This is a genomic window from Piscinibacter sp. PDB1-1, assembly GCF_056675995.1.
In genome coordinates this window covers 1383873-1400942 of the sequence record NZ_JBWVZJ010000001.1, presented here as the reverse complement: position 1 = coordinate 1400942, position 17070 = coordinate 1383873, and the positions used below count along the sequence as shown (strand labels likewise).

Genomic DNA, 17070 nt, shown 5'->3' with positions numbered 1-17070 from the left:
GCCCGCTCCCTACAATCCAACCCCTTCGGGCCGTTAGCTCAGTTGGTTAGAGCAGAGGACTCATAATCCTTTGGTCGTTGGTTCAAGTCCAACACGGCCTACCAGCACATCTCTTGGGGCGCAGGCATGGTGACGACGCGTCGGCGGGTTCTTGCAGCGTGTATGGTGCTCGCGCTGGGTTGTGGAGTCGGCCCTGCAGGGGCGCAATCTTCACGAGGCGCGCCCTACACCGGCCCTTTGTTCGACGCGCACCTGCACTACAACGTCGAGGCCGCCACGCCGTACCCGCTGGCCGATGTGCTCGGCCGCATGCAGCGCAGTGGCGTGCGTGCGATCGTGGCGAACAGCCGGCCGAATGACGGCACGAAGGCGCTTGCCGCGGCAGGCGATGCAACGAAGAAGGCCGGTGTGACGGTGGTGCCCTTCGTGCGCCTTTACCGAGACCGGGCCGACTACACCGGCTGGCCCACCGATCCGAGCATCGTCGAGATGGTGATGCGCGAACTGGCGGCTGGCACCGAGGCGGGGCCGTATCGGGGGCTGGGCGAGTTTCACCTGTATGACAGTGCGCACGCCGATGGCCCGACCGCCAGGCGACTGATGCAACTCGCGCAGGAGCGCAAGCTCGTGGTGTTGGCGCATGTGGATGACGTGGCGGTCGAGAAGCTCTACGCCCATGCGCCGAAGGTCACGATGATCTGGGCGCACACTGGCATCGGTGGCGTGCCGGTCGAGCGCGTCCGGGCGCTGATGTCCAAGCATCCGGATCTGTATGGCGAGCTCTCGTACCGGCCGGGCTTGACAGTCGAAGACGGTCGCCTGAGCCCGGCGTGGCGAGCCCTGCTGATGGAGCGGTCCGAGCGCTTTCTCGTCGGGTCGGACACCTGGACCAACAGCCGCTGGGGCGACTACGAAAGCCTGATGCGCGAAGCCCGAGTCTGGCTGGGTGATCTGCCACCCGCCGCCGCGCGCCGCATTGCCTGGGACAACGGCGCCGCGCTGTTCGGGTTGCCGGCTGCACCCTGAGCCGCCCAGGCTCGCGCGCTGTGCGCGCCGACATTGCACGCGCTTGCAGCGGGGGCAGGATGCCCCGTACAGTCGGCGCGGAGCCCTTCGCCGTTGGGCATTTTCCTTGCCCGCCCGATGTCGCCCTCTGCTCCGCCGCCGCAACCTCCTCGCAGCCCGCTCGAACGCTTTCTCCGCCTGTTTGCCGACGTGCGCGAGGGCGAAGGCCTGCAGGTTGTGCTGCTGGCGCTCAATGTGTTCCTGATTCTTTCGGCCTACTACGTGATGAAGCCGGTGCGCGAGGCGCTCATCCTCGCGTTGCCGCACGGGGCCGAGGTCAAGAGCTACGCGATGGCGGCGCAGGCGGCCTTGCTGGTGGTGATCGTGCCGCTCTACGGGGCGCTCGCCAAGCACATGAACCGCCGCACCCTCATCAATGTGGTCACGTTGTTTTTCGTGGCGTGCCCGATCGGCTTCTATGTACTCAGCGGCCAGGGCGCCAACGTGGCGCTGGCGTTCTTCTTGTGGCTGGGCATCTTCAGCCTGATGGTCATCGCCCAGTTCTGGGCCTTCTGCAACGACCTCTACACCACCGAGTCGGGCAAGCGCCTGTTTGCGCTGATTGCCTTCGGCGCGTCGGTCGGCGCGGTGTTCGGCGCCTTCATCTCGGGCTCGCTCATCCATGCGGTCGGCGTGCGCCCGCTGATGCTGATCGGCTCGGCGGTGCTGGCGGCGAGCCTCGTGCTGTTCAATCTCATCGACCAGCTCGCCCGCAAGCGCGGCGCGGCCAACCAGCCGTTGGATGCTGCCGAGGCCGCTGCCAAGATTGGTGGGCGCAGCCCGTTTGCCGTGGTGTTCGGCAACCGCTATCTGCTGGGCATTGCGATGGTGATTCTGTTCCTGAACTGGGTGAACGCGTCGGGCGAGTACATCCTCGGGCGCATCGTGCGCGAGACGGCGCAAGAGCAGATCGCCGCCGGCACGCTCGATGCCCGCCTGCAGGGCGAGTTCATCGGCGGCTTCTACGCCCAGTACTTCCAGCTCGTCAACCTGATCGGCATGCTGCTGCAGCTGTTCGTGGTGTCGCGTCTCATCAAGTACATCGGCGTGCGCTGGGCGATCTGCGTGCTGCCGGTGATGGCCTTCGGCAGTTATCTCATGGCGGCTTTGCTGCCCGTGCTGGCGGCGGTGCGCTGGGTGAAGACGGTCGAGAACTCGATCGACTACTCGTTGCAGAACACGGCCGGCCACATGCTCTACCTGCCCACCACGCGCGACGAGAAGTACAAGGCCAAGGCCACGATCGACACCTTCTTCGTGCGCATCGGTGATCTGCTGTCTGCCGGTACGGTGTACGCCGGCGCGGTGTGGTTGTCGCTCGGGGTATCGCAGTTCGCGATGATCAACATGGCGCTCGTCACCATCTGGCTGTTGCTGGCCTGGTGGGTGGGGCGCAGGTTCCAGCAGCTTGCGCCGGCACAGCCGGCGGTCTGAGCACGCCGCGCACAGGCGCGATCGGGTTGTTCCAAGGAGGATGAAGATGGTTCGTCGTTTCCACGCGCTCCCCTGGCTGGCTGCGGCCTGCTTTGCGAGCGGCATGGCGGTGCAGGCGCGGGCGCAGGCGCAGGAGAAGGGGCACAGCGCTTCGGGGTCTGCCGCCACCTACCGAGCCTGGGTCGAGGAGATGAAGCACAGCGACCGCGGGCCCTTCGAGTCGATCCGCTGGTACTGCAAGGACGGCACCACGTGGCCACCCACCGAGTACGCCTGCGCCAAGCGCGGCGGCGGCATCCAGCACGGCGAGTGGAACGCTCGCACCAAGGAGCTTCGCGCGCATGGGTACAAGGTCGCCAACATCCTGGCGTCGGGTGACGCGGCCAAGGCGGCCGCCCAGGCCGCTGCGGCGCCCGATGCGCCAGACAGCCAGGCGCAGTTGCTGATCGAGAAGTTCCTGATTGCTTCAGACGACGGCTGGATCTTCCGCCGCGCGCAGTTCTACCGCGGTGCGGTGCAGGAAGAAGACGAACGCAAGGCCGCGCGCGAGTTGCTCACCGCCCTGGCCGGCCGCGCTGACTGGGTGGGTGTGCGCTACCCGCTGCTGCGCATCTCGGCACGCACGCTGCCGCACGGCACCGACGAGTCGTCGATGCAGAAGGTGCGTCAGATGGCCGCCACCATGGCCGGGCGCGACAACGGCTTCCAGAACTTGCGCGCCAAGATCCACAACACGCCCGAGCTTTCGGATGCGCAGCGTGTGCGCAGCTACGCGGAGCGCGTCTCGGATGGGAACCTGCGCCAAGGCTACGCAGCGCTTGCCGCCGAGATCGAGAAGGTCTACAGCCCGCAGCCCCTGGGCGACCAGATCGCCAGCACCTCGCGCACGGCCACCAACCGCAAGGAAGGAGCCCTCAAGACCCTGCTCGACGACGCGAGCCGCACCTGGGGCCAGGCAGGCACCGACGCGCAACGCTACGCCGTCAGTGCGCAGCTCATGAGCAAATTGCGCGCGGTGTTGCCCAGCGTCAAGACAGGCTCGACCCGCCTGGCGGTGATCGACCTGTCGCTCGCGGCCGAGGCCGAGAACTTCCGGCTGGGCACCAAGCTGCTGGCCGATGTGCCCAAGGCGAGCCGACGCGCGAACCTGCAGCTCTTGGGCGCAGCGATCGACTCGGCCTACGGCGCCGGCCTGCTGGCCGATCGCGAGGTGAGCAGCGCCAACGCGGCGCTCAAGGAGCTGTCAGACGACAACCAGGTGCTCGGCAACTACCTCGATCGCCTGCGCTACCTCGGCCTCGTGCCCGGCTGGGCCACGCAAGGGTTGCGCTTCTACTTCGGGCAGGCCATGGAGAAGCTCGATGACATCGAGCCCAAGGCCGATCTCTTCGTGCAAGACCAGTTGCGTGGCAGCTCGCTGCTGCTGTACAGCCAGGTGCTCGACATCCTGAGCCGCGACGCCGACCGCGCGGCCGGCGTGCAGCACAAGGTGTTTGGCCAGCCCGCCGGCGTGGGCCTGCATGCACTCAATCCCGGCCTCGCCCGCGGCGTGCTCGTCACCAGGCCCGACATGAAGCGGCTCGACACCTTCCGTGCAAGCAACATCTATGTGCTGCCTGAAACGGTGGCCGAACTCACGCCGGTTGGCGGCATCCTCACCACCGGCGCGGGCAACCCGCTCTCGCACGTGCAATTGCTGGCGCGCAATCTGGGCATCCCCAACGTGTCGATCGACGAGTCGGTGTTGCCCACGCTGCAGTCGCGTGAAGGCAAGCCCATCGTGCTCGCGGTGAGCGCATCGGGCCTGGTCGAGATTGCCGATGACGGCCCCGCGTGGTCGAAGGTATTCGGCAGCGGTGCATCGGCCGCCACGGCCAACGTGAGCTTCGAGGCCGATCTGAAGAAGCTCGATCTCTCGCGGCGCGATTTCGTCACGCTGGATCAACTGCGCGCCGACGACTCGGGCCGCATCGTCGGGCCCAAGGCCGCCAAGGTGGGTGAACTCAAGACTCGCTTCCCCGGCCATGTGGTCGGTGGCGTCGGCATCCCCTTCGGTCTGTACCGCGAGGTGGTGATGGACCGGCCCTACAAGAACACCGGCAAGACCTTCTATGAGTGGATGGTGGCGAGCTTTCGTTCGCTCGAGGCCCTGCCCGCCGGCTCGCCCGAGTCGGCTCAGGCCTCCGAGAAGCTGCGCGCCGAGATCTACAACACCATCATGACCACCGACCCGGGCCCGCAGTTCCGCGAGAAGCTGCGTGCGGCCATGGCCAAGGAGTTCGGCGCCGACTTCAAGGGCGGCGTATTCGTGCGCTCCGACACCAACGTCGAAGACCTGCCCGGCTTCACCGGCGCCGGCCTCAACCTCACGCTGCCCAACGTGGTGGGTTTCGACAACCTGATGAAGGCGCTGGCCTCGGTGTGGGCCTCGCCCTACACGCCTCGCGCGTGGGCCTGGCGGCAGGCCCACATGCGCGGCCCCGAGCATGTGTACCCGGCGGTGCTGCTGATGCAGACCGTGCCGTCCGAGAAGTCGGGCGTGATGATCACGCAAGACGTCGACACCGGCGACCGCGACGTGCTCTCGGTGGCCATCAACGAGGGCGTGAGCGGCGCGGTCGACGGCCAGGCGGCCGAATCGCTGCGCGTGCGCATGTCCACCGGCCAGACGACCCTGATGGCGCGCGCCACCGCACCCACGCGCATGGTGCCGCAGGCCAAGGGCGGCGTGGCCCTCATGCCTGCGTCGGGTGCCGACCGTGTGCTCACCGAAGCCGAGATCCGCGAGCTCATCGCATTTGCACGCGAGATCCCCAAGCAGTTCCCGCAGCACGATGCAAACGGTGGGCTGGCCGCGGCTGATGTCGAGTTCGCCTTCGTCGGCGGCAAGTTGTGGCTGCTGCAGATCCGGCCCTTCAACGAGAGCCAGAAAGCGCGCGGCAACCAGCACCTCATCGACATGGACCGCGCCCTTGCCGAAGGCCGCAAGCAACGAATCAACCTGCAGGAGCCTGCGAAATGAGCCACACGTTTCTCGCTCGCACGATCACCTCGGCACTGCTCTCTCTGTGCGCAGCGACGGCAGTGCATGCCTATCCGCTCGACGGCTACGAGTCCACGGGCATTCGTCGGCTCGAAGAGCTGCGCTTGGCCAATGAAGGCAAGTTCAAGGACGTGAAGCAACCGGCTGGCGCCACGCTCGCGCTCAAGGACGTCGACCTGCGTCTGGTCGGCAAGACCTGGGACCTGCCGGCGCCCGACGCGGAGTTCAGCAAGAAGGTGCAGGCCCTCCTCGGCGGCACCATGGACGGCTACGCCGTGGGCGTGCTCGACCTGGCCAACCCCGAGCAACCGCGCTACGCCGAACTGCGCGGCGACTACAAGCAGAACGTGGGCAGTGTCGGCAAGGTGGCGGTGGTGCTGGCGCTCTTCCAGGCGCTGGCCGACCTGTACCCGAACGACATCGAGGCGCGCCGCCGTGTGCTCATGACGACCACGGTGACTGCCGATGCGTTCTCGCAGCACGACCACCACACCGTGCGCATGTACGACATGAAGACCGGCAAGCTCACGCGTCGCGCCATCCAGGTCGGCGACAAGGCGTCGCTGTTCGAGTATGTCGACTGGATGCTCTCGCCCAGCTCCAACTCGGCTGCCGGCATGGTGATGCGCGAGGCGATGCTGCTGCGCCAGTACGGCCGTGCCTACCCGCCAGCTGAGGAAGAGATCAAGCGATTCTTCAAGGAGACGCCCAAGGCCGATCTCACCAAGTTGTTCGAGACCACGTTCTTCGAGCCTGTCACCCGCAACGGCCTGAGCATCGAGCGCCTGCGCCAGGGGAGCTTCTTTACCGCTGGCGGCAAATCCATCGTGCCCGGCGGCGGCGACAGCTACGGCACCGCGAGCGAGCTGATGCGCTACCTGTTGCGCGTGGAGCAGGGCCGGCTGGTCGACGAATGGTCCAGCCGCGAGATCAAGCGATTGCTCTACGTGACCGAGCGGCGCATCCGCTACGCCTCGGCGCCGTCGCTCAACGATTCGGCGGTGTACTTCAAGTCGGGCTCGCTATACCAGTGCGACTACAGCAAGGGTGCGTGCGGGCAGTATCGCGGCAACGTCAAGAACTACATGAACTCGATCGCCATCGTCGAGTCGCCGGCTGGTCGGCTCGATCGGTACTACATGGTCACGCTGATCTCCAACGTGCTCGGCAAGAACTCGGCGGCCGACCACCAGGCCCTGGCGGCGCGGATCCATCAGTTGATGGGCGGCACGCCGGGCAAGTAGATCGCAGTTGCCCTAAGCTGAGACGCCATGCGCGGGCTTGATTTCAGTTCCTGGCAGGCCATCGTGTCGACGCTGTTCGGCATCGCGGTCGTGTCGCTGGTGGCCGTCGGTATCCGCCTGCTCGTGATGCAGCGGGTGCAGCAGCGGCGCGAGCGCCAGAACCGCCAGATCAACGAACGACTGAAGACCCTGATCGCGGCGTACAAAACGCTCGGCAGCTCGTTCACGGGCGACCTCTCGGTCGATCCCCGGCACCTCCGCGAGCTGCGATCGTTGGAGACGCCCGACGTGGCGCAGGGCGACACCCGCGCCACTGCGTCGGACGCGAGCGAGTTGCGAGAGGAAGATGAAGCCCTGCGACCGCAAGGCCTGGGGTCCGATCGCCGCCGGCGTGTGCGCGATGCGGTCGAGGCAGCGCTGTCCGACGTGATCCTTCTGGGCACCGAAGAGCAGGTGGGCCTTGCGGCGCACGCGGCGCGCGAGATGGTGGCCGGGAGGCGCGTGCACCTCGCACCGCTGGTGGTGTCGCTGCGAACCTTCATCCGGGACGTGCTCGACCTTGACGAGATTCCAGGCACGGTCGACATCCCGGCGCAAGGCCCGCTGCGGCCTGGCTCGGCTGGAGGGGGCGGCCGCGGTGGTGCGGACTCGAGTCCTGGTGGTGCCCGCGGTGGCGGCGGTGGGGGCGCCGGTGGGACCGCAGTTGGTACCGCAGGAATAGGGCTGGGCCTGGGCGTCGGTGCGGGTGGCGCCAGCGTGGCAGGGGCGCGCGATGCTTCGGCAGGTGGGGCTGTGCGCGGTTCAGATGCCGACAGCCCTGCCGGCCCGGAGCGCTGACCGCCCCGGGGGCGCGTCAATCGACGCGGTACACGCTCAACGCATCGACACCTGGGTGGTCGCCGGCGCGTTCGCCATCACCAACTGATGCAGCTTCGGTGCGAGGCGCACCAGCCAGTCGCCGCCTTGATCGCTGTGCGCGAGGCCGACCATGATGTATTTGCGGCCGTTGGCCTCGACCAGCGCGCTGTCGGCGTGGGTGTCGCGCCAGCTGCCCGACTTGCGGAAGATCGCGAGGCCGGGGATGCCCGAGAGGCCCTTCACGAACTTGTGGACGATGCCGGGGTTCGACATGATGCTTTTCATCTTGGCCGACAGATCGGCGCTCACGAGCGCATTGGCTTCGAGCATCTGATAGAAGCGCGCCACCTGGAAGGCCGTGGCGCCGTGCGAGAGGTTGCGCACCGGGTCGCGCTGATAGGCCGCATCGGGGCCGTACGACTTGCCGACCCACAGCCCACCCTTGCCGCGCGCGTCGTACAGGCGGAAGCGTGGCGACTCGAGGATCTCGATCAGACGCTGCCCGCCGACCCAGCGCAGCGCCTCGCTCGCGGCCTCGTTGCTCGAGACGCGGATCATGCGGGTGAGGGTGTCGATGTGCTTGTCATCGAGCGTGATGCGGCCGCGCTCGGCTTCGACGAAGGTGCCGAGCAGGATGGCGATCTTGGGCAGGCTTGCGGCGTAGAGCATCTCGTCGCCGTTGAGCATGGCCATGCGCGGGTGCTGCGCTTCTGTCACATCGACCAGGCTCACAGCGAGGTTGCCGCGTGCGACTTCCTGGTTCAGGCCGAGTTCACCGATCACTTGCTCCAGGCCCTTTTGCAGGGCGGGGTCGCCAGCCTGGCGCAGGTCGGGGAGGGCTTGCGCCTTCGCACCCAGCGAACAGAGGAGGAGTGCGGCGACAGCGGCCCAGCGGCGCGGGGCGAAGAACGATGGGGTCATGTGCAGATGGCGCCGGGCTCGAAGCCGCCTCGGCAGGCAGGGTTGAATAGCGGGCGAATTTTATCGAGCGGCCTTTTCCGACGGGTGGACTGGGGCCACTAGTTACGTCGTGAAATGCCGAAGATTTGGCAGCTTGTGGGTTGGTTCTGAAAGGCCCTCAATGACTCGGGACATTGCACTTGATCGCGCCGCGCGGCGCGCGCGCCGGTGTGGAGCGCAGGCGCGGGCAGGGGCAGTTCGGCTGCGGTGCTGTTGCCGGGTGTTGACCGTCAGCCCGAGGCCGTCGTCATGCGCTTGAACTCGCGCTGCTTCATCGCCAGGTATTCGGCCCGGTCGACCTCGTGCAACTGGCGTGCGTACTGCTCGGTGGCGGCGAACCAGCGATCCAGCCGGTTGGCTCGCTGCTGGGCCGGCGGGGCGGCGAGCGACGCGAGGTAGGCCTCGATCGCGAGGTAGTAGCGCATGGTGTTGCGTTCGACCGCACCGCGCATGCCGCCGATGTAGTCGTCGCCCTCGGTGCGCGTGAAGCCGACCTTGCTGGCACCTGCCGTGGCGAAGTAGCCTTGCATGGCCAGCTTGGCGGCGGTGCCGATGCCGTACGAGTAGCCCAGGTGCAGGTAGGTGCGCTTGCCGCCGTCGAGCGGGATCGCCTGGAGCTGGATGCGGAAATCGCGCGTCGAGAACGGGCCGGCGTCGGCACCCAGGCGCATGCTCATGTAGTCGCCGCTGCTCGCCTGCGGCTGCATCGTGAAGGACACGCGGTAGGCATCTTCGACCGGCTGGTCGTTCTTGCGGCCGATGTGCAGCACGAGCTCTTGCCCGTTGACCACGCACTGCTTTGTGTTCACCTGCAGCATGAGGATTTCGCACAGCGCGGCCGGTTGCTGCAGGTGCTCGCGGGCAAGCGCATAAGGTTGCGGCATCACGGCATCGACGCTGCCGCTCAGCGCGTTGCCCGAATCACTGCTTTGCACCACCAGGGGACGCTGGAAGGGGCTGCGCTCGATCTGGGCGGCAAGCTGGCTGTGGCGGTCTCGGAGCTCTTGCGCGGGCTCGGCCTTGGCGTGCGCCGTGCTCGCCGCGGCGGTGACCAGGGCAGCTGCCACCAGGCCGGTGATGAGCATCGATTGGAGGCGCCGCTTGTGCTGCGAGCGATCTGGCAAAACTTGCACGTCGTAGGCCAAGCGAGTCTCCCGGTACTGCTGAAGAGCGGGGTTTGAGCGGGTGAGCGCGACTCGGTTCCCACTTTCTTCATCGTCGGGCGTGATTTCCGGCCGCTGCTAGGCTCCGTGCTTCGCATTCTCAATACCAATACACAGAGGACGGGTTCATGGGCAACAGATTGCAGGGCAAGGTGGCGGTGATCACGGGCGCTACCAGCGGCATCGGCGAGGCGACGGCGCGGCGTTTTGCGGCCGAAGGGGCCAAGGTGGTGATCGCCGGGCGCAGCGTGGAGCGCGGCGAAGCGCTGGCGCGCGAGCTGGGCGAGAGCGTGGTCTTCCAGGCTGCCGACGTCATGCGCGAAGCCGACGTCGCTGCGCTGGCCGACACCGCGGTGGCCCGATTCGGCCGCCTCGACTGCATGTTCAACAACGCCGGCGGCAACACGCCGGGCTCGCTCGACGACGTGACCGAGCAGCAGGTCGACTACGCCATGAAGCTGCTCTACGGCAGTGCGCTCTTCGGCATCAAGCACGCGGCGCGCGTGATGAAGGCCACGGGCGGCGGCAGCATCATCAACAACTCCAGCATCGCCGCGCACCGGCTGGCACAGGGTGCCATGCTCTATTCGTGCGCCAAGGCGGCGGTGAGCCACCTCACGCGCCTGATGGGGGTGCAACTGGGGCCGGACAACATCCGCGTCAACTCGATCTCGCCGGGCGCCATTGCCACGCCTATCTTCTGGGGCGGTGCGAGCACCACCACCGACGAGGTGAACGCCAAGCGCCTGGCCAAGTTGCAGCAGAACCTCGCGCATGCCACGCCGACGCCGCGCTCGGGCCTGGCCGACGACATCGCCAATGCGGCGCTCTTCCTGGCCAGCGATGAAGGCAGCTTCGTCAACGCGCACGATCTGGTGGTCGATGGCGGCCGGATCTGGCAGTTCAACGAACGCTCGCGCGAGGCCTGAACACACAGCCGCCGATGTCCGACGAGAACCAGATCGAGATCCCGCCCTCGTTCATCGCGCTGTTCGTGCCGCCGGGGCGCATCAAGCCGACCGCCCCGCGTCACGAGATCCAGCAGCGCTACGAGTACTGCGAAGACCTCGCCAGCATGCTGACCGAGACGGCGCAGAGCCGCCTGTGGGAGCTGGGCATCGCCGAGCGGGATGTGCTGGAACGTATCCACACCGGCCTGCGCGAAGGGCAGGTGGGCGTGGAAGAGGCCGAAGCCGGCTGGGTGATCCAGCGGCTGGCCGAGCTGCTGGGCTGGGAGCCGCTGCCCCGGCCCTGAGCGTCAGGAACGCTTCAAACGGCGTCGCTCTGCGCAATGCCCGCAATCGCCCACTCGCGGCTGCCGTCGGTGGGCTTCACCAGGTGCCAGACCTCGTCGAAGGTCGTGGTCGGGCCTTCGTTCTCTTCGCGGATCAGCCCGTGGAAGCGCACGCTGACGATCTGCTGGTCGGCTTCCTGGACGAAGTCGAGCACCTGCGCGTTGAGCTGCACCACGTCGGTCTTCTGCGTGCCGCCAGAGCGGTCTTGCAGGTCGAGGCGGAAGGTCGCAAACATCTCGGGGGTGGCGAACTGGCGCAGGTCATCCAGGTTGCCGGCGTCGTTGGCCGCCTGCATGCGGATGAAGATCAGCTTGGCGATGCGCTCGAAGGCCGGGGCGTCGAAACCAGCGGGCAGGCCGACAGAGCCCGTCACGTCGGCTTGTGCCGGCTGGAACGCCGCGGGCTGCGTGCTCGCACCCGAGCCCGACCCGAAGCCCGCAGACGTGTCGAGCGGCTGGTTGCCGAAGGGCGATTTGGCAAAGGGCGCCTGGCCGAAGGCGCCATGGCCCGCGCCGGCCGGCGCCAGCGTGTTGCGCGCCGCGGCATTCGGGCCGAAGCGCATCAGCAGGAAGCGGATCACGAAGATCGCCACCATCGCGAGCAGCACCATCGTGAGGATGCTGGCCACGCCTTCACCCAGGCCGAAGTGGCTCAGCAGGGCAGCGATGCCCAAACCGGCCGCGATGCCGGCGATCGGGCCCATCCACGAGCGCTTGGGCGTGGCAGCGGCCGCCGCCGGTGCGGCGCCCGGCTTGGCCGGCACGGCGGCCTGGTTGGGCGCGGTCGGGCCTTGCCCGGCGCTCTGCCCAGGTGCCTGGTTCGAGGGCGGCGGCGTCTGCCGCTTCATGCCCGAAGAGCTGCCACCGCCAAGGCGCTTGGCCTCGACCGATGTGGCCACGACGCCCAGGCTCAGTGCGGCGACGAACAAGCTCAGGAGAATGCGTTTCATTGCGAGGTCTCGGAAATGGCGGGAACGCCCCGCCTTGCCCTCGAAGTATGACGCCAACCTGAACGAATTCAAGCGCTGTTTGCCATGTGTTAGTGGCTGCTACGGCCGTGACGGCCTGCTATCTTCGACCCCCATGCCTCGCTTTGCCGCCAACCTGACGCTGATGTACGGGGAGCACCCCTTCCTCGAACGCTTTGCGGCGGCCCGTGCCGACGGGTTCGAGGCGGTCGAGTTCCTTTTCCCCTACGAACACGCGCCGCAGCGGCTGTCAGACGCCTTGCACGGCCAGGGCTTGCGCCAAGTGCTGTTCAACGCCCCGCCCGGCGACTGGGCGGCCGGCGACCGGGGCCTGGCCTGCATGCCGGGGCGCGAAGCCGATTTCAAGCGGGCCATCGGCCAGGCGCTCGACTACGCCCAGGCCTTGGGCGTGCCCCGCATTCATGTGATGGCGGGCGTGCTGGCGGCGGGTGCCGATCGGGCGGTGCACCAGGCCACCTACCTCAGCAATCTCGCCTGGTCGGCGCAGCGGGCGGGCGACCTGGGGGTGGATTTGCTGATCGAGCCCATCAACCGCCGCGACATGCCGGGCTACTTCCTGAACCGGCAGGACCACGCCCACGCCATCGTGGCCGAGGTCGGGGCGCCCAATCTCAAGGTGCAGATGGATCTGTATCACTGCCAGGTCGTCGAGGGCGACGTGGCCACCAAGCTGCGCCAGTACCTGCCCACCGGCCGCGTGGGCCACATCCAGATCGCCGGCGTGCCGGAGCGCGCCGAGCCGGATCGCGGTGAGTTGAACTACCCGTACCTGTTCGAGCTGATCGACTCGCTGGGCTACGGCGGGCACATCGGTGCCGAGTACCGCCCGCGTGGCGGCACCTCGGCCGGGCTCAGCTGGATTCGAGGTTCGTGACGCCCGCCGCCACGTGCCCCGAGGGCACGTGCAGCAGCGCGTTCTCGACGTGGCCGGTCTGGTCGTCGAAGAAGAAATCGGGTTCGAACTCGCGCAGGAAGGCGCCCTTGGGCAGGCCGCCGAGGAACATGGCCTCGTCGATCTCGATGTCCCACTCCATCAGCGTGCGGATCGCGCGCTCGTGCGCCGGGGCGCTGCGCGCGGTGACGAGCGCGGTGCGCAGGCGCATGCGGGGCGACTCCTGGCGCTGCAGCAGTTGCAGGGCCTCGAGCAGCGGCTTGAAGGGGCCGGCCGCCAGCGGCAGGTCGGCACGGTCTCGCTCGTGGGCCTGGAAGGCGTCGAGCCCGGCATGCTGGAACACGCGCTCGGCCTCGTCGGAGAACAGCACCGCGTCGCCGTCGAAGGCGATCCGAACCTCGTCGGGGTGGGCGGCGGAAGCGCGCGCCGAATGCGGGTACACACGCGCCGCCGGCACGCCAGCCGCGAGCGCCGAGCGTACATCGGGCTCGTTGGTGGACAGGAACAGGTTCGCGTTGAGGGGCTTCAGGTAGCGCCAGGGCGACTCGCCGCGCGTGAACACGCCGCGCTGGATGGGCAAGCCATAGTGCTTGGCCGAGCGGAACACCCGCATGCCCGAGACCGGGTCGTTGCGCGAGAGGATCACCACCTCGACCGCGGGCGACTTGGCGTTGAACGCCAGCAACTTGTTCACCAGCGAGAAGGCGACGCCCGGTTTGGCTGGTTCGGCCACGCGTTCGAGCTGGAGTTGCATGTAGGCACGGTCGTCGCCGCCTTCGAACAGGCGGTTCTCCTCTTCGAAATCGAACAAGGCGCGCGAGGAAATGGCGACGACCAGTTGGCCATCCAGGGTGACAGGCATGCGGCGATCATAAAAGGGCCGTCGCAACAAACGAAACAAAGCGCCGAGGTGGCGAAACGCCGTTGATACCTGCCGCAGCGACAGTGCTCGCACTGGCCGCATGGCCTTCAGCTTTCAGCCTTCGGAGTACGCCATGAACCAGATCGTCGCCGCCACCCTGCACCGCCTGTTCGCACTGCCGGCTACGCGCCGTGCGAACCCGCCGCGCCGCGCCGCGGTCCGCTCCGGTGACGTTCGCCCGCATCGCCCGGACTTCGCCGACACCCGCCCCGTGGTGTTCCGCAGCGAAGCCTTTGCCGAAGACCTGGCGGTGGCGCACGGTGCTGTCTGAGCGCCCCGCCGTCGTGAGTTCGTCACCCTCGCGCGACTGGATCGCCGCGGTGCTCGCACAGGCCGATCGTGCCCGTGCCGCGCCCACTGGCGCGCCCGTGGCCGACCGATATGATGCGGCCCTGCCACATCACACGCCCGGAGCGCAGGCCATGACATTGGGTGAAGCCAGCACCGGCACCACCGTCCTGGTGGTCGACGACGAACCCGAGTTGCGCTCGCTGCTCAGCGAGTACTTCAGCCGGCATGGCATTGCCGTGCGCACCGCCGCCGATGCGCTCGCCGCCCGCGCCGCGCTGGCCGAATCGCCCCCCGACCTCGCCATCCTCGACGTCAACATGCCCGGCGAGAACGGCCTCTCGCTCGCCCGCTGGATGCGTGACGCTCACCCCCGTGTCGGCCTGGTCATGCTGACCACGGCGGGCGAATCGGTCGACCGCGTGGTGGGCCTCGAACTCGGCGCAGACGACTACATCCCCAAGCCCTTCGAGATGCGCGAGTTGCTGGCCCGCGTGCGCGCCGTGCTGCGCCGCCTCAAGCAGGCCGCTCAGCCCGCGGCCGCTGCCGCGGTGGCGGCGCTCGACGCCAAGCGCGTTCAGTTCGGCCACTGCCAGCTCGACCTGGATGAGCGCCGCCTCTTCGGTGCCGACAGCAGCGAGATCGAGATCAGCGCGGCCGAGTTCGACCTGCTGGCGCTCTTCGCTCGCAACCCCAATCGCCCGCTCAACCGCGACCAGATCATGGAGCAGGCGCACAACCGTGGCTGGGATGTCTTCGACCGCTCCATCGACCTGCGCGTGATGCGCTTGCGCCGCAAGATCGAAACCAACCCCGACAAACCCGAGGTGCTCAAGACCGTTCGCAACGTGGGCTACGTGTTCGTACCCACCAACGCGAGCGCCGCATGACCGGGCCCGAGGGCAAGTTCGTCTGGAACGGGCCCTCGCGCTGGGACCGTGAGGCCGGCGCGCTGCCCTCGCTCGCGCCCGAGCTGATGAGCGCACTGCTCGACAACATCACGGCGCGTGTCGTGGTGGTAGGGCGCGACCACTGCTTCACCTACGCCAATCGAGAGGCGCTCGACTTCTACGGCATGCCGCCCGAGCGCGTGATCGGCCTGCATGTGTCCAAGGTGATGGGCGACGCCGCCTATGCGGGCTACCTGCCATGGGCCGAGCGGCTCTTCAAGGGCGACTCGCTCAGTTGGGAGGGTTGGGTCGAATACCCCCGGCACGGCCGGCGCTACCTGCAGGAAACGCTCATGCCCTTTGCCCCGGCCGGGGCCGAGGTGCAGGGCGTGGTGGTGTTCGGTCGCGACCACACCGAGCTCAAGCTGCGCGAGGAGCAGCTCGTTGCGCAAGAGGGGCAGCTGCAGGCGAGCGAGGCGCTCAAGGCGGCCATCGTCGACCACGCGCTGGCGGCGCTGATCTCCACCGACGCCCGCGGGCGCATCGTCGAGTTCAACCCTGCCGCCGAGGCCATGTTCGGCCGGTCGCGCGTCGATGTCGTCGGCCAGCTTGTGAGCGACGTGATCATGCCCGAGCGCTACCGCGCGGCGCACGACGCCGGCATCCGCCGATTGAGCGATGGCGGTGATGCGCGCGTGCTGGGCAAGCGCATGGAGCTGCACGCACTGCGCGCCGATGGCTCCGAGTTCCCGATCGAGATGGTGCTGTGGCGAACGCACGTGGGCGGCACGGTCTACTACACCGCCTCGCTCGTCGACGTGACCGAGCGCCACAACTCGGCTCAGCAGATCGAGCGCCAGCGCGACGCGTTGCGCCAGAGCGAGAAGCTCACCGCCATGGGCAGCCTGCTGGCCGGCGTGGCCCACGAGTTGAACAACCCGCTGGCCATCGTCATGGGCCGCGCGAGCCTGCTCGAAGAGAAGTGCGACGACCCCGGCATCAAGCAGGACGTGCAGCGCATCCGCGAAGCGGCCGAGCGCTGTGGCCGCATCGTGCGTACCTTCTTGAACATGGCGCGCAGCAAGCCGGCCACGCGTGAGAGCGTGTCGCTCAACGACCTCACGCGTGCCGCGGCCGAGATGCTGAGCTACAGCTTCCGCAGCCACGGCGTCGAGATGCGCCTGCACCTGCTCGATGAAATCCCGAGCGTGAAGGCCGACGCCGACCAGATCGGCCAGATCGTGCTCAACCTGCTCGTCAACGCGCAGCAGGCGCTCGGCGGCATGGAGGGTGAGCGCCACGTGCACATCGAGAGCGGCGTGGAAGCACGGCGCGAGAACCGCGAGCCGCGTGTGTGGCTGCGCGTCTCGGACAACGGTCCCGGCGTGCCTGCGGACCTGCGCGCCAAGCTGTTCGAGCCCTTCTTCACCACCAAGCCCGAAGGCATCGGCACCGGGCTCGGCCTTGCTGTATCGCGCTCGCTGGCTCGCGACCACGGTGGCGACCTCACGCTCGAACCCACGGCCCACCAGGGCGGCGCGAGCTTCCGTCTGAACCTGCCGATCAGCGGCGAGCCCTTGCACGAGTCCAGCCCGGTCCCGCTCCAGGGCGCCGATGCATCGCAGGCCCGCCTGCTGGTGGTTGACGACGAAGCCGAGATCGCCGGCCTGATGCGCGACATGCTCGAAGGCGCTGGCTACGAAGTGGCCACGGCGGAATCGGGCGCAGTGGCGCTGGCACTGCTCGAGACGGCACGCTTCGACGCCATCGTCTCCGACCTGCACATGCCCGAGATGGACGGCGCGACGCTGTGGCGCGAGGTCGCGCAGCTTCACCCGGCGCTGTCGCAGCGCATGCTGTTCGTCACGGGTGACACCCTTTCGCCTGGTGCCAGCGAGTTCTTGCGCAAGGTGCATTGCGCGGGGCTGGACAAGCCCTTCTCCAAGAGCGACCTGCTGACGGCCGTGGCGCAACTGCTGGATTCTTCGCCGACTGATCCTTTGCCCGCCGCTTGAGTCGGCCGGGCGT

Annotated in this window: 15 protein-coding genes and 1 tRNA gene; 12 read left to right on the top strand and 4 right to left on the bottom strand. The window is 67.8% G+C overall.

All coding sequences use genetic code 11. The features are described from left to right. Positions 1–27 precede the first annotated feature (27 nt). From AC1KAR_RS06370 to AC1KAR_RS06345, 6 genes are all read left to right on the top strand, one after another. A tRNA-Ile gene (locus AC1KAR_RS06370) sits at positions 28–104 on the top strand. A gap of 58 nt (positions 105–162) precedes the next feature. After that, a complete protein-coding gene (locus AC1KAR_RS06365) occupies positions 163–1026 on the top strand; it encodes an amidohydrolase family protein (RefSeq protein ID WP_480315649.1) in 864 nt (287 codons plus the stop codon). 117 nt (positions 1027–1143) lie between these two features. Beyond that, positions 1144–2499: an NTP/NDP exchange transporter gene (locus AC1KAR_RS06360; protein ID WP_480315647.1), complete on the top strand. Its 1356-nt coding sequence runs from the start codon at positions 1144–1146 to the stop codon at positions 2497–2499. A gap of 46 nt (positions 2500–2545) precedes the next feature. Then, a complete protein-coding gene (locus AC1KAR_RS06355) occupies positions 2546–5521 on the top strand; it encodes a PEP/pyruvate-binding domain-containing protein (protein ID WP_480315645.1) in 2976 nt (991 codons plus the stop codon). Beyond that, the gene (locus AC1KAR_RS06350; RefSeq protein WP_480315643.1) at positions 5518–6786 is read left to right on the top strand and encodes a serine hydrolase; all 1269 of its coding nucleotides are present in this window, start codon (positions 5518–5520) and stop codon (positions 6784–6786) included. Before AC1KAR_RS06355 ends, AC1KAR_RS06350 begins: the two co-directional genes overlap by 4 nt. A 27-nt stretch (positions 6787–6813) precedes the next feature. Then, positions 6814–7623 (top strand): hypothetical protein, encoded by an 810-nt coding sequence (locus tag AC1KAR_RS06345; RefSeq protein ID WP_480315641.1) that lies wholly within the window; start codon positions 6814–6816, stop codon positions 7621–7623. 36 nt (positions 7624–7659) lie between these two features. On the opposite strand, the gene AC1KAR_RS06340 is transcribed toward AC1KAR_RS06345, so the two are convergent. Together AC1KAR_RS06340 and AC1KAR_RS06335 are read right to left on the bottom strand one after the other, a co-directional pair. Beyond that, positions 7660–8565, bottom strand: coding sequence for a serine hydrolase (locus AC1KAR_RS06340; RefSeq protein ID WP_480315639.1), 906 nt, complete (start codon positions 8563–8565; stop codon positions 7660–7662). Between the two features lie 269 nt (positions 8566–8834). Further along, complete coding sequence (locus tag AC1KAR_RS06335; protein WP_480315637.1) at positions 8835–9749, bottom strand: hypothetical protein; 915 nt, start codon at positions 9747–9749, stop codon at positions 8835–8837. 146 nt (positions 9750–9895) lie between these two features. On the opposite strand from AC1KAR_RS06335, the gene AC1KAR_RS06330 reads away from it, so the two are divergent. After that, on the top strand, positions 9896–10696 hold the full coding sequence (locus tag AC1KAR_RS06330; RefSeq protein ID WP_480315635.1) for an SDR family NAD(P)-dependent oxidoreductase: 801 nt from the start codon (positions 9896–9898) through the stop codon (positions 10694–10696). 14 nt (positions 10697–10710) lie between these two features. Next, on the top strand, positions 10711–11022 hold the full coding sequence (locus AC1KAR_RS06325; protein ID WP_480315633.1) for an ATPase with chaperone activity: 312 nt from the start codon (positions 10711–10713) through the stop codon (positions 11020–11022). A gap of 14 nt (positions 11023–11036) precedes the next feature. Here AC1KAR_RS06325 and AC1KAR_RS06320 read toward each other — a convergent pair whose 3' ends face one another. Continuing rightward, positions 11037–12011, bottom strand: a complete 975-nt coding sequence (locus AC1KAR_RS06320) for a Tim44 domain-containing protein (RefSeq protein ID WP_480315631.1) — start codon at positions 12009–12011, stop codon at positions 11037–11039. A gap of 133 nt (positions 12012–12144) precedes the next feature. Between AC1KAR_RS06320 and otnI the strand changes: the two genes are divergently transcribed. Then, complete coding sequence (otnI, locus tag AC1KAR_RS06315; protein ID WP_480315629.1) at positions 12145–12924, top strand: 2-oxo-tetronate isomerase; 780 nt, start codon at positions 12145–12147, stop codon at positions 12922–12924. Here otnI and AC1KAR_RS06310 read toward each other — a convergent pair. Continuing rightward, on the bottom strand, positions 12902–13804 hold the full coding sequence (locus AC1KAR_RS06310) for a 5'-nucleotidase (RefSeq protein WP_480315627.1): 903 nt from the start codon (positions 13802–13804) through the stop codon (positions 12902–12904). The two genes, otnI and AC1KAR_RS06310, sit on opposite strands and share 23 nt — an antisense overlap. A gap of 133 nt (positions 13805–13937) precedes the next feature. Here AC1KAR_RS06310 and AC1KAR_RS06305 point away from each other — a divergent pair, with 133 nt between their 5' ends. The 3 genes from AC1KAR_RS06305 to AC1KAR_RS06295 are packed head-to-tail and all read left to right on the top strand — an operon-like array spanning position 13938 to position 17057. Continuing rightward, a complete protein-coding gene (locus tag AC1KAR_RS06305; protein ID WP_480315625.1) occupies positions 13938–14135 on the top strand; it encodes a hypothetical protein in 198 nt (65 codons plus the stop codon). A gap of 13 nt (positions 14136–14148) precedes the next feature. Further along, positions 14149–15042, top strand: coding sequence for a response regulator (locus AC1KAR_RS06300; RefSeq protein WP_480315623.1), 894 nt, complete (start codon positions 14149–14151; stop codon positions 15040–15042). Next, a complete protein-coding gene (locus AC1KAR_RS06295; RefSeq protein WP_480315621.1) occupies positions 15039–17057 on the top strand; it encodes a hybrid sensor histidine kinase/response regulator in 2019 nt (672 codons plus the stop codon). The genes AC1KAR_RS06300 and AC1KAR_RS06295 overlap by 4 nt, the downstream gene beginning before the upstream one ends. Positions 17058–17070: the final 13 nt, after the last annotated feature.

Excerpts from the sequence above, each read along its gene's own strand:
- AC1KAR_RS06325 (WP_480315633.1), top strand. The coding sequence starts at position 10,711 with ATGTCCGACGAGAACCAGATCGAGATCCCGCCCTCGTTCATCGCGCTG.
- AC1KAR_RS06345 (WP_480315641.1), top strand. The coding sequence starts at position 6,814 with ATGCGCGGGCTTGATTTCAGTTCCTGGCAGGCCATCGTGTCGACGCTG.
- AC1KAR_RS06295 (WP_480315621.1), top strand. The coding sequence starts at position 15,039 with ATGACCGGGCCCGAGGGCAAGTTCGTCTGGAACGGGCCCTCGCGCTGG.
- AC1KAR_RS06310 (WP_480315627.1), bottom strand. The coding sequence starts at position 13,804 with ATGCCTGTCACCCTGGATGGCCAACTGGTCGTCGCCATTTCCTCGCGC.
- AC1KAR_RS06320 (WP_480315631.1), bottom strand. The coding sequence starts at position 12,011 with ATGAAACGCATTCTCCTGAGCTTGTTCGTCGCCGCACTGAGCCTGGGC.
- AC1KAR_RS06305 (WP_480315625.1), top strand. The coding sequence starts at position 13,938 with ATGAACCAGATCGTCGCCGCCACCCTGCACCGCCTGTTCGCACTGCCG.
- AC1KAR_RS06340 (WP_480315639.1), bottom strand. The coding sequence starts at position 8,565 with ATGACCCCATCGTTCTTCGCCCCGCGCCGCTGGGCCGCTGTCGCCGCA.
- otnI (WP_480315629.1), top strand. The coding sequence starts at position 12,145 with ATGCCTCGCTTTGCCGCCAACCTGACGCTGATGTACGGGGAGCACCCC.
- AC1KAR_RS06330 (WP_480315635.1), top strand. The coding sequence starts at position 9,896 with ATGGGCAACAGATTGCAGGGCAAGGTGGCGGTGATCACGGGCGCTACC.
- AC1KAR_RS06365 (WP_480315649.1), top strand. The coding sequence starts at position 163 with ATGGTGCTCGCGCTGGGTTGTGGAGTCGGCCCTGCAGGGGCGCAATCT.
- AC1KAR_RS06355 (WP_480315645.1), top strand. The coding sequence starts at position 2,546 with ATGGTTCGTCGTTTCCACGCGCTCCCCTGGCTGGCTGCGGCCTGCTTT.
- AC1KAR_RS06360 (WP_480315647.1), top strand. The coding sequence starts at position 1,144 with ATGTCGCCCTCTGCTCCGCCGCCGCAACCTCCTCGCAGCCCGCTCGAA.
- AC1KAR_RS06350 (WP_480315643.1), top strand. The coding sequence starts at position 5,518 with ATGAGCCACACGTTTCTCGCTCGCACGATCACCTCGGCACTGCTCTCT.